Source organism: Streptomyces sp. NPDC001732 (assembly GCF_053596315.1).
The window spans coordinates 1-11,540 of sequence record NZ_JBSFFY010000111.1 but is presented as its reverse complement, the minus strand read 5'-3'; the positions used below and the strand labels follow the sequence as shown (position 1 = coordinate 11,540).

The 11,540-nt window shown below is 69.3% G+C and carries 11 protein-coding genes; 4 read left to right on the top strand and 7 right to left on the bottom strand.

Annotated elements, in window-relative coordinates:
* Positions 1-614: IS6 family transposase (locus ACWCXX_RS38995; RefSeq protein ID WP_451135746.1), on the top strand; the 614-nt coding region annotated here is incomplete at its 5' end.
* Between the two features lie 395 nt (positions 615-1,009).
* Here the strand turns inward: ACWCXX_RS38995 and ACWCXX_RS38990 are convergent.
* From ACWCXX_RS38990 to ACWCXX_RS38960, 7 genes are all read right to left on the bottom strand, one after another.
* Positions 1,010-2,854: an alpha-keto acid decarboxylase family protein gene (locus tag ACWCXX_RS38990; protein WP_451135744.1), complete on the bottom strand. Its 1,845-nt coding sequence runs from the start codon at positions 2,852-2,854 to the stop codon at positions 1,010-1,012.
* Positions 2,851-4,962 carry a flavin monoamine oxidase family protein gene (locus tag ACWCXX_RS38985; protein WP_451135742.1) on the bottom strand — a complete coding sequence of 704 codons (2,112 nt, stop codon included), beginning with the start codon at positions 4,960-4,962 and terminating at the stop codon, positions 2,851-2,853. The genes ACWCXX_RS38990 and ACWCXX_RS38985 overlap by 4 nt, the downstream gene beginning before the upstream one ends.
* A 16-nt stretch (positions 4,963-4,978) precedes the next feature.
* On the bottom strand, positions 4,979-6,469 hold the full coding sequence (locus tag ACWCXX_RS38980; RefSeq protein ID WP_451135740.1) for a Dyp-type peroxidase: 1,491 nt from the start codon (positions 6,467-6,469) through the stop codon (positions 4,979-4,981).
* A 153-nt stretch (positions 6,470-6,622) separates the two neighbouring features.
* Complete coding sequence (locus ACWCXX_RS38975; protein ID WP_451135738.1) at positions 6,623-6,847, bottom strand: hypothetical protein; 225 nt, start codon at positions 6,845-6,847, stop codon at positions 6,623-6,625.
* 706 nt (positions 6,848-7,553) lie between these two features.
* Complete coding sequence (locus ACWCXX_RS38970; protein WP_451135736.1) at positions 7,554-7,958, bottom strand: alpha/beta hydrolase; 405 nt, start codon at positions 7,956-7,958, stop codon at positions 7,554-7,556.
* A gap of 108 nt (positions 7,959-8,066) precedes the next feature.
* A complete protein-coding gene (locus tag ACWCXX_RS38965) occupies positions 8,067-8,678 on the bottom strand; it encodes a hypothetical protein (protein ID WP_451135734.1) in 612 nt (203 codons plus the stop codon).
* Entirely contained in the window at positions 8,675-8,869 is a 195-nt protein-coding gene (locus tag ACWCXX_RS38960; RefSeq protein ID WP_451135732.1) for a hypothetical protein, read from the bottom strand. The genes ACWCXX_RS38965 and ACWCXX_RS38960 overlap by 4 nt, the downstream gene beginning before the upstream one ends.
* 75 nt (positions 8,870-8,944) lie before the next feature.
* On the opposite strand from ACWCXX_RS38960, the gene ACWCXX_RS38955 reads away from it, so the two are divergent.
* The 3 genes from ACWCXX_RS38955 to ACWCXX_RS38945 all read left to right on the top strand — a co-directional run bounded on the left by ACWCXX_RS38955 (position 8,945) and on the right by ACWCXX_RS38945 (position 11,506).
* On the top strand, positions 8,945-10,324 hold the full coding sequence (locus tag ACWCXX_RS38955; protein WP_451135730.1) for a sensor histidine kinase: 1,380 nt from the start codon (positions 8,945-8,947) through the stop codon (positions 10,322-10,324).
* 17 nt (positions 10,325-10,341) lie between these two features.
* On the top strand, positions 10,342-10,980 hold the full coding sequence (locus ACWCXX_RS38950; protein WP_451135750.1) for a response regulator: 639 nt from the start codon (positions 10,342-10,344) through the stop codon (positions 10,978-10,980).
* A 235-nt stretch (positions 10,981-11,215) separates the two neighbouring features.
* Positions 11,216-11,506, top strand: coding sequence for a TetR/AcrR family transcriptional regulator (locus ACWCXX_RS38945; protein ID WP_451135748.1), 291 nt, complete (start codon positions 11,216-11,218; stop codon positions 11,504-11,506).
* The last annotated feature ends 34 nt before the right edge of the window (positions 11,507-11,540 follow it).

Here is an 11,540-nt window from a genome sequence, read left to right as displayed (position 1 = left end):
GCGGCGTGACCGTCTCCTACGAGACGTTCCGCCGCTGGTGCGCCAAGTTTGGGCAGGCCTACGCGAACGGACTACGCCGCCGCCGGCCCCGGCCCCGGCCCCGGCCCCGGCCCGGGGAAAAATGGCACCTGGACGAGGTCTTCATCAAGGTCAACGGCGAGCATAAGTACCTGTGGCGGGCCGTCGACGCCGACGGCAACGTCCTCGACATCCTCGTCCAGAACCGGCGGGACAAGGCCGCGGCAAGACGCTTCTTCCGCTGCCTGATGCAGAAGACCCGTACGGTGCCGAGGGTGGTCGTCACCGACAAGCTCCGTTCCTACGGCGCGGCGCATCGCGAAGTCATGCCCTCGGAGGAACACCGCTCGCACAAGAGCCTGAACAACCGGGCGGAGAACAGTCATCAGCCCACCCGGCAGCGCGAACGCGCCATGAAAGGCTTCCGCAGCGTCGGCGGGGCCCAGCGGTTCCTGGCCGCGTTCAGCGGCATCTCGCCCCACTTCCGCCCTCACCGCCATCTGATGACCGCCTCCGACCACCGAGCCGAGATGACCGTCCGCTTCGCCATCTGGGACCAGATCACCGGCGTCACCGTCCTGCCCACTGCGGCGTGACCCAGGCCCCCCGCGCCCCGACCCCTCCACGCCCTGACGCGCCCTCGATCGATCAACACCTCACCAACGTGACAACACCACTCGGCGGCATCGGCGGCGATCTCGTCCAGTCTGCCGTTCATGCTTTCCCCTTCCGCTCGTTCGCTCGAAGTGGCCCGTCCCGAATATCCGTCCTGCTTCTCCGCCGCGCCTGCCGGTTCCGCTGCCACTGGGCCTGCGCCTGCTCCGGAAGGGCAGGCCGAGGAGCCATTCGTCGTAAGGACACCCACTCCGCGACCATCACCGGATCCCAGGGAGACGCGAAGCGCAGCAGTACACGGGATTCTCCAACTGGGCACGGGCGCAGCGCGCACCGGCCCCGGTCCGAGGACCGGGGCCGGTGCGCCGTACGGCGGCTACTTGCACTGCTCGTCGATCTTGTACTGGAGTGCCCGAGGGTAGTCGTGCCGGTCAAGCCGGACCCGGGCCAGGATCGGGGCGCGGTTGATGTCATTGCCCGGATCGGCGATGTCGAGCAGCAGCGACTCCAGCTCGGTGTGGGTGGTGAGCTCCCGCCCGTGCATCCGGTCCTTCTCCGAGCCGAAGACTTCCGCCAGCTTCTCGTACTGCCACGGGTGCAGCACGTTGTAGAAGTCGGCCCCGTCGGACGGCTTCTGCTTGTAATAGCAGGGGCTGACCAGCATCTGCTCGATGCCGTAGAAGCCCTCGTTGTCCAGGACGAAGACCACCGGCCGCAGGTGGTGGCGCACGTGCGTGGACAGCTCCTGGCAGATCTCCTGGAACGAGCCGTCCCCGACGAACACCAGCGGCCGCTTGAGGGGCTGCTGGCGGGCCAGCGCCACCCCGGTGGCCGCGCCGACCGAGTAGCCGATGGACAGCCAGCTGTTCTGCGCCACGAAACTCGCCCGCTCCGCCATCCGTAGATTCATCGACCCCAGCAGTGCGAACGCTGCGTCCGAAACCACCGTGAACGGCGAGGTGGCCTCCGGGCCGTCGCCCTGCACCTGGCTCAGCAGGAAGGCGTTCATGTGCTGGAAGAACCCGTCGTACGTGAGCTCCTCGGGGTGGTCCGTGCTGCTCAGACCGGTCAGGAAGGCGATCGTGCTCGCCGGGACCTGCCGGTCCTTGGCGTGGGCTCGCGCGAAGAGGTCGGTCTCGAACGCCCGCTTGCCGAAAGCAGCACCCAGCGCGTCCCGCAGCGCCGGGACGAACCGCGCCAGCTGGACGTCCGGGAAGTACTGCGCGCCGACGCTGACGCCCTCGCGGGCGGCCACGATCCAGTCGTCGCCGATCGACTTCTCGCCCCCGAGGTTCTTCGACGTCGACCAGGTGCCCAGGCCGATCCGGCACCCGGCGGCCTTGAATGCCTTGCGCACCTCCGGCAGGCTCGCCTTCCCGTTGTAGACGCCCGTGAAGCCCGGGGTGTTCTCGGAGACCACGGACTTCGCACCGACGGTCGTGCAGAACGGGATGCCGGTCAGCTGCACCAGCGAGACCAGCTCCTGTTCCAGGCGGTTCCGCTCGATCTCCTCGCCCGCCCACAGCACCGGCGTGCCGAGCCGTTCGACCAGCTTCACCGAGGCCTCCACGGCCTTGGCGAGCATTTCCTCGTTCTTCTTGGTGAACGGCCTTTCCTGACCACGAAGTTCGCCCTGCGGCGCGGCACACGGGGCATTCCAGAGGTCGTCCATCACCTCCAGGTAGACCGGCCTGCGCTCGGTCAGGCCGGCGGTGATCGCGCTGTCGATCTGCGAGGGCGCGAGCCCGGGGTTGGAGATCACCTGCGCGTCCACCGTGACCTGCCGGTAGACCTCCAGATTGCTCTCCCGGCGCTGGCTCATGTGCGAGGTGAGCAGGCCGACCGCCTGGTAGTTGAGCCACTGCTCGTACGACGGCGCCGCATTGATCGCGATCACCGGCACGTACTCGACGTACGCGCCGCCGATCGGGTTGAGCAGGCTGAATGCGCCCACGCCGTAGGTGACCGCGACGGCGGCGACGCCCTGCTCGCCCTTGGCGAGGTCCGCGTCGGCGGCCCGCACCCGGGCGTAGGCGTCGGCGGCGTAGCCGCCACCGATCTCGGTCGGGGTGCCGACCCAGCGCACCCCGGTGGTGGCGTGCATGATCGTCAGGAACGGGCCGAGGTGGTCGCCCGGCACCCCGAACAGGTACCGGATGCCCAACTGCTCCAGTCTGGTGGCCAGGTAACGGCCCACGGTCCATTCAACGTTGTCGCTCATCGGCTCAACACCTCCACTCTGCGTGCGCGACCGGTCCGCACCTCGGGCCGGATCTCCGGTCTGGCGCGGGGTGGTGGCGCGGGTGCTTCGTGCACGGCGATCGCCGCGCGGACGGCGGTCTCCACCGCGCCCTCGATCCAGGCGTGCTTGAGCGAGACGTGCTCGCCTGCGAAGTGCACCGGTCCCTCCGGTTTGACCACGTCGAGATGGAAGCTGGTCATCTGGTGCGGGGTGTACACCGCCGCCTCGCCGAAGGCGTACGGGTCGCGCAGCCAGCTCTGGGTCTGGCCGTAGCCGGTGTAGAACACCTCGATTCGCCGGCCGTGCACCGACTGGAGGTTGCGCAGCGCGTACACGTACCGCTCGGCGTCGGCCATCGAGTCCCAGCGCGCCGCGTCGTCCGACCAGCTGTAGCTGGCCAGCACCACGCCGCCGCCGTCGCTGCCGGGCACTGAGTGCGAGGGGTAGTACATGAAACGGTTCGGGTTGTCGGTGGTCGAACCGCCGCCGAAGCAGTCGGTGGCGGGGCGCACGCTCGCGCGGCGCAGCGGGGTGTGCCGGAAGACCTCCAGCTGCTCCTGGCTGATCCGGCTCGAGTCCACGCTCCGGTGGGCGCCGAGCAGCATTCTCTGCGGATCGGGCGGCGGCCGATGCCCGTTGTGCGTGGCCGGCGCGGCGGCCTCGGCATCCTCCTCGCCGGCCCGCTGGTAGTACTCGTACAGGCCCGGGTCGATGGAGTCGAGCTCGTCCTTCCAGTCCGCCTCGGTGAACTCCCACCACCGGCGGGAAAACTCCAGCAGCACCTTGGTCGCCTGGTCGTAGTGCGTCTCGATGATCGCCCGGCGCTTCTTGTACGAGTACGGGGGCGAGACCTGGACGAACCGCAGCGCGGAGAACGGGACGGTGACGATCGCGAAGTCACCTTTCCAGACCGTGGGTTCAGCCTCTGGGTCGTCCTCGGGCACGGTGTGCACGGCGACCTGCGGCCCGTTCGGTCCGGTGTCCTGGCCGGCCCCGCCGTCGCGGCGCGGGTCCCAGTACTCCATCCGGATCATCCGCTCGCCCATTTCGAGTTCGTCCTGGAGCTCCTCGGCCAGGGCATAGGGCAGCTGCCAGCTGCCGCCGTCGATCTCCCAGTAGGTGGCATCCGGGTTGATGTCGCTGCGGCCCAGGAAGGTGTGGAAGAAGGACAGGTGCAGCCGCGAGGTCATGTTCTCGATCGTGCCGATCGCCTCGACGGCCTCGTCGCTGAAGCCCGCGTACTCGCGCAGGAAACGGCCCATCGAGTAGCCGTCGAAGTCGCGGATCACCCGGGCCCAGCCGTCCAGCCACTCGGCGAACGGCTTGCGTACCCGCTTGCCGTTCTCGATGTACGAGTAGTAGTCGCGGACCGGCTCCAGCGCCTGGTTGACCATGTCGCCGGCGGTGATTCGCACCTCGTCGCCGGTGAGGTGGAAGCCCTCGTTGACGCTGCTCGGGTCGGCAGCGTACTCGTTGCGGCGGGCCTGGATCCGGTTGGTGCGGATCCAGCTGTTGAAGCGCTTGACCGGCTCGCGGAAGTCCGGGCTGTCCTCGCCGTACTTCCAGACCTTGGCGTTCTCGAAGGACTCGTAGACCACCGGCGGGACGGGCGTGTTCTGGTTGCCGGTGTCGGGATCGACATCGACGTTGTAGAACAGCTGCCGTTTCAGGCCGAGGCTGTCGACCAGGGCCAGGGTGAGTGGGTGGAAGCTGGGCAGCCGCATCGCCCCGGCCTCCCCGTACTGCACCGGGTCGTAGAAGGGGCCGTCCTGCTCGTCGTCGATGGAGCGGAAGGTCTTGATCCGCCCGCCGACCCGGTTGGCGTTGGCCTCCAGGATGGTGACGTTGTGCCCGGCGTCCTTGAGCAGCTTCCCGGCAACCAGACCGGCGATCCCCGCACCGACGATCAGCACGTCCTTGGGCTCGTCGGTCTCCGGGATGCCCTCCTTGATCAGGACATCGAGGTAGCGCAGTTTCAGGTCCTCGTCGTCCGGACCGACCAGCAGCAGCTCGCGGGCCAGCTGCCAGCAGGTCTGCTGGCCGGCGCGGTCGTTGGCCGTGCCTTCGACGGTGGGGCTCTCGTTCATGGCTTCTCCTCGCCGCTCAGGAGCCGACTGGCTTGTTGGGGAGGTCCTCGCCCTCGGCGAGCAGCCGCAGCGTGCTGATCGAGGGGGTGAAGGCGTAGAGCGCGCCCGTGGTGCGGACGAAGCGCTTCATGTCGACCGTGCCGGAGGTGCCGTCCGTGAGCTCGATCGAGGCCTTGCCGGCGAGGCCGGTGACCTTGTCGAAGCCGTTGGCGACCTCCTGGTCGGACCGGCTTTCCCCGGGGGTGAAGGTGTCGTCGTTGGACCAGTGCTGCTGGACCAGTTCGAACTGCTCTTCCAGCGAGGTGCCGTAGCAGACGAAGATCAGCCCGCGGTCCTTGCCGTCGTCCGAGCTGCCTTTGAACTCGGGGCCGTAGGGAATGCCGCGGCGCATCAGGCGGTGGCTCTTCGGCTTCTTGTCGACGATTCCTGCGAAGGCACGCGGATGGGTGCGGCGGATGTGCGCGGCCCAGGGGGTGTGCCGGCCGACGGGGTCGTTCGCGTAGTCGAAGCCGTTCCGGTCCGAGCCGAGGCCGGTCACGGCGCTGCACGGCGGGGCGAGCGGTGTGCCGTCCTTGGCCCGGCCGACCAGACAGGCACCGAGCCGGTTGCTGTCCATGTTCCCGGTGAAGTTCTTGACGCCTTCCGCCACGGCCGTGTTCCAGCCGGCGACATCCTGGCGAAGGCGGCGCACCACCTGGAGGGAGCCGTTCTTCATCCACGCCGGTGCCTTCCGGTCGCCCTGTTCGCTTTTGTAGCCGAAGACGAACTCGCCGGGTTCGATCAGCTCGGTCCCGGCGTGGTTGTCGCGGAAGCCCTTGCGGCCGGCGTCCTCACGGTGGAAGTCCTTGACGCCGGGCTGGGAGATGCCGTCCTTGTAGCCGAAGTGCTCGTGCCCCTTCAGATCACCCTTCAGTGTGCGGCCCTCGTCCACATGGACGCGCGTGATCTGGTGGGTCTGCTCGACCGTGTCGAGGTTCTTCAGCTTCTCCTTCAGCAGCGCCTCGGTGTCCGCGGCGACGATGAGGACCGCGTGCACGGCCTTGTCGCCGGTCCCGGCCCCGAACAACCAGGTCCTGGGGTCGCTCTCGCCGGTGTCCCCGAGATCCTCGGCCCGTGCGGCCGCGCCCTCGCAGAACGACGTGAAGGAGCTGAGGTCCTTCTTGATCTGATCGGGCTTGTTGGCGATCGTCACGAGGCCCTCGAAGGTGAGGGAGACCCCGCAGCGGACGGTAGTGATCGACGGATCGCGGCCGAAGGCCCGGCGGGCCAGCGAGAACTGCTCGTTGAAGTCCTCCGTCTCGTTGGTCGTCGCGACGGTGTTGAGGATCGCGGAGAGCCAGCCACGGCCCTTGGCGGCATCCGGGAAGCGCAGGTAGCGGAAGTCCATGAAGTCCTTGTTGAACGCGGCCAGGACGTTGCCCTGGATGTCGGTGGACCCGCGCAGCTCCGGCTGGGGCAGCTGCTCGACGGACGGGACGGCGGTGGGACGGGTGGGAGTCGTGGTCACGGTGGGGTTCCTCGCATGGGGTGGAGGGTGGTGGCGGATTCGTGGAGGGATGACACGATCAACGCCGATCGCGAAAAGTAACAAATCGGACACTTAATGTAACTATTTCGTTGCCGTGAACTCTGTCAAACGGAGGTCAGTCCCCTCGGCGGATCACACGGCGTCGCCGGGCGGAGCGTCCCCGCACAGGCGCGGGACGGAGACCGGCACCCGAGCTGAGGCCCCGGCGAGCACCCCGACCGGGCCGGGTTCCGGGCGCGAGGCCATCAGGAAGCAGCCGCCGGTGTCGGCGTTGTGCAGCCCCACCGACAGGGCGGGCTGCAACTCGTCGACGACCGACATGGTCGCCAGGGTCTCCGGGAGCTGCCCGTCGAACACCTCGACCGGGAAGGTGCGCTCCGGCTCCGCGTGGTCCAGGGGCCGGTACAGGCCCCTGGTGGTACTCCTACAGCGTCACCGGCCCCCGGAATGCACAGGGTTCGTTCAGCCGGCCGCCGTCTGGATCCTTTGCAGGACACGACGGTGAGCCCCGTCGGAAGTTTTCCATGGGCCCGCAGCCGGCTCTCGGCCGCTCCGGCCCCGAACCTCGGGCTCTCGTCGGCGACGCCGGCCAGCTCCGGGAAGTCCGGGCGCCGACGCCGCCGGTTGACGACAGCCGCACGCACCGCCCCCGCCCCCACCGTCCCCGGGCGGCACCCACCCGGCACCATCCGCCGAGCGAATCCTCTGCCCTCCACCGGCCGCTTCCATCGGCAGGTCCGGCTATTGGAAATTGCGGAGTTTCCGATCTCCTCAGCGCGATGTCGGGTGCCTCCGTGGTCCCGGCCGCGGGTAAGAACTTCCAGGTTGAGCAGTAGATCCCCAGCGGCAACGAGAGAGCCGACGGGGCCGGCCGCGAGCATGGCACCCACGAACCCGGGGGCCCGTCACCGACCCTTGACCACTGAGCCGAGCAAGTGACCACCACCGGCGGCCTCGTCAACGAATTCGTACGTCACGTCCGCGGACGCGCCCGCGCCCTGGGCCGTTCGGGCCAGACGCGGTCGTGCGTTCCCGGGGAGCCCGGGGGTGTTGCGGGGGGTTACTACTTCTGCGCGGCCGTAGCCCGGCAGGTCAGATCCTTGGCGGGGAGCCTGCCCGTGGTCAGGTAGACCGTGGCGGCCTTGTCTGCGCAGGGACTGCCGTCGGGTGCGTAGAGGACGCCGTGTCCCTCGCCGTCGGTGACGGTGAGCATTCGGGAGCCTCGCAGGGTCCGGTGCATGGCCGGGCCGGTGAAGAGCGGCGTCTGGGAGTCCCACTCGTTCTGTGTGATCAGAGCACCGACTTTGTTGTCGATCGTGGTCTGCGGCTCGCTGCCCCGCTTCCAGAAGGCGCATGGTGTGATGGTGGCCGCGAAGTCGCCGTACAGCGGATACCGGGCCTTGTCGCGGATCGCCTCGCGGCGGTACCGCTCGGGCTCGTGCGACCAGGTGCGGGTGTCGGCGCACATGACGGACCAGACGATGGAGGCGTAGTTGTCGTCGGGCTCCTCGTCCTGACCGGGTGTGCCGGACGGAGTCGGGTTCTTGCCCTCGGCCGCTTTCCTCGGTGCGGCGATTCATTCGGCGGCCTTCTGGACGTGGAAGAACGTGCTGTTGTCGGCTCGGATGTCGTCACCGGTGAGGGCCCCGCGCTTCTCGGCGATCGTATGCACCCGGTCCATGTCCTTCGCGAAGGTCTCCGCCTTGCACGGAGCGTCGCTCTGTTCGTCCGCGGTCAGCCCGCACCTGACGGGAGAGCTCTGCGCGGCGCCCCTCGGGTCGAAGCCGACGAGGTCGTACCGCCGCTTCACTTCCGCGGGGAACTTCATGAGCGGGTCGACAGGAAGATGCGGTCCCGGCGCGCCGGGACCGCCCGGGTTGAGCAGCAGAACGCCGCGGCGTTCCTTCGTGCTGCCCGCCTTCAGCCGGGATATCGCGGGGCCGATCGTCTTGCCGCCGGGGTCGTTGCAGTCCAGCGGCACTTTGAGCGTCGCGCACTGAAAGGTGTCGGGGCCCTTCGCGTCGCAGTGTTTCCACTGGACCTTCTGCTGCGTGTACTGCCGCAGGGGGTCCTTGGCGGTGGGGGCGTTGGATGTCTTGAACGCGGCGAGGGTCAACGCCGAAAGGGAGGCCGCGAGGAGGCCGACGGCGACCAGGACGGGCACCGCGATCGCGGTGGCCGACGTCACCACACCGGTGAGGGCCTTGCCCGGCCGCTACCGGTCCGCTTGGCCGTCGTCAGGGCGACGATGCCCAGGATCAGGGCGATGCCGCCGAACAGGCCGCCGATGAAGAAGATCGACGTGCTCAAGCCGATGACGCCGAGCACCATGGCGGCCCCGGCCAGGCCGTTGGCCGATGCTGTGTGATGCGGCGGCATCTCTATTCCTTGCGTGTTCATCAAACGTCCTCCGGCCAGCTGTTCAGGGCACGATCCTGGCTTCCGGCGTCGCGGATGCGCATCGCGGAAAGGCGGGAGAATTCGCTCCCCCGATTGGGGGAGGCTGCCGGTGGACCGTCCGGTCATACCGGCCTGGCCATGTTCGAGGGAATCCGGCCGCTGCTGCGCGGCTCCACATATTCGGGTGCGCTATTCGCCTATTGCGGCGCGGTGGCGAGCCTTCCGCTGCTGCCTTTCGCACTGCTGCCGACACTGGTGTGGCCATCTGCTCCCTATGAAGTGCAGGCCGTCCTGGTCCTCCCGGTCTGGGCAGCGCTGATCGGCTCGGTCGGTCTTGCCCGCACCACACGGCGGGCACTGATCGCGTTCGCCCGTCAACTTCTGAGGGGCCGTTGGCGGACTCCCTTCTGGCTGCTGCTGCACGTGGCGCTGGGGTGGACGGGAGCGCTGGCGAGCGGCGTGCTGATTCTCATGGGGATTGCCCTCCCCGGAAACTGGCTCGGCGTCGAAGCCGGGTTGAGTCTGTTCGGTTGGTCGCTGCGGTCCGACGGCGGATGGCAGAGCTGGGTGGTGGCGCTCTGCTGCCTGCTGCTCGCTGCGGTCGTGTGCGTGGTGGTGACGAGCATGCTGCGGTGGCTGGCGCCCAGGCTCCTGGGCCCTTCGTCAGCCGAGCGGCTCGCGCTGATGGCGGAGCGGGAGCAGCGACTTGCCGAACGCAACAGGCTGGCCCACGAGCTGCACGACTCGATCGGGCACACGCTGACCGCGACCACGATCCAGGCGGCGGTCGCGGGCGAGGTGCTGTCCGCCGACCCGGGGGCGGCGAGGGCCGCGCTGCGCAGCATCGAGGAGTCGGCCCGGACCGCCCTTGAGGACCTGGACCATGTGCTGGGCATGCTGCGCGAGGAGCAGGCAGGGACGGCGCCGACCCGGACCCTGGCCGACCTGCCCGAGCTGCTCGACCGGTTGCGGCATGCGGGCGCGGTGGTGGAGCCGGAGCTGTCGGGCGATTTCACGCAGGTGCGGGGAACGCTCTCCCGGGCGGCGTACCGGATCCTGCAGGAGGGGCTGACGAACGCGCTGCGGTACGGCACGGGCGGACCGATCCGGGTCGAGGCAGTGGCCACGCCGGACACGCTGGGACTCAGTGTGGTCAACCGGAGCAGGACGGGGACGAGCCCGGCTGCGGGTGTCTTCCCGACGTCCGGGCACGGCCTGCCGGGGCTCGCCGAGCGCGTGCGGCTGCTGCACGGCGAGATCGAGGCCGCCCCGGACGGGCCGGAGCACTGGCGGCTCGCGGTCCGGCTGCCGGTACGTTTGCCCGCACGATCGGCCCACACGCGAGCGCAGCGGTCACGACCAGCCCTGACGCGAGCGCAGCCGTCACGACTGGCGCCGCCGGCGCCTCCGGCAGCACTCCTGTCACCCTCGTGATCGCGGACGACGACGAGGTGACCCGCAGCGGTCTGCGCACGCTGCTCGGGATGCAACCGGGGATCGCAGTGGTCGGGGAGGCCGCCGACGGCGTCGAGGCGGTCGAGCAGGCACGGCAGTTGCGGCCGGACGTGGTCCTGATGGACGTGCGGATGCCGCGCCTCAACGGCATCGAGGCAACCCGGCAACTCCTCGCCGAACCGGCCGAACCGCCGAAGGTCGTGGTGATCACCACCTTCGAGAACGACGGCTACGTCACCGCCGCACTCAGTGCCGGGGCCAGCGGCTTCGTCCTCAAGCGGCTCCCGGTCCCCAAGATCGCGGAATCAGCGCGGGGGGTCGTGGCGGGCGAGGCGATCCTCTTCCCGGCGGCCCTGCGCCAGATGGTCACCGCCCGCCCGCTGGGCTCCGCCGAGGCGCTGCCGCAGGCGGCGCTGACGGGCCGGGAGAAGGAGGCGCTGCGCCTGATGGCCACCGGCCTGTCCAACCCGGAGATCGCGGAGTCGCTCACGGTGAGCCTGGAGACGGTGAAGACCCACGTCGGGAACGTGCTGACCAAGCTCGGCGCACAGAACCGGACCCACGCGGTGGTGATCGCATACGAAACCGGCCTGGTCGTACCCGGGTCGCGGGCTGACGCCACATCAGGTGGCTGACTCGGCCTGCCTGTTCCGCTGGACCAGCGTCCGGGGCAGTCCACACCCGGAAAGCCTCCCCACCCCGGGGCAGGCCCGCAGCCGCAGCTGCGATCTCGGGAAAGGCGGGCATCAGGTCGCCGCCTCCGCCTCCCCGGGCCCGCCGCCGCGGAGCTCTTCGACGCGCCGCTCGGCGTACTGGGCCGGCACCTGGTGGTGACGCTGGTGACCGTCGCCTGGAGCAGCAGTCCGCCCCCTGCTGCGGGTCGTCTTCTCACTCGGCAACCGCGACGAACGCTCCCTGCTGCGCGACTGCTTCCACGAGCAGGTCACCGACGTCCTGACCGCACGCCTGCACGGCCCCGAGTCCGCGTTGCGCGCCGAACTGATCGCCGGTCACCTCCTCGGCCTCGGCGCCACCCTCGGTCTCCACCGCGACGCCACCGACTCCCGCGCCTACCCCGAACACCTCGCGGACCTCTACGCACCGGTGCTGCAGGCGCTGATCATGCGCCGGATGACCGACTCCGCCGGGGCGACCGGGTGACCGACCGGGGCGATCGTCCACGGTTCGCCGCCCG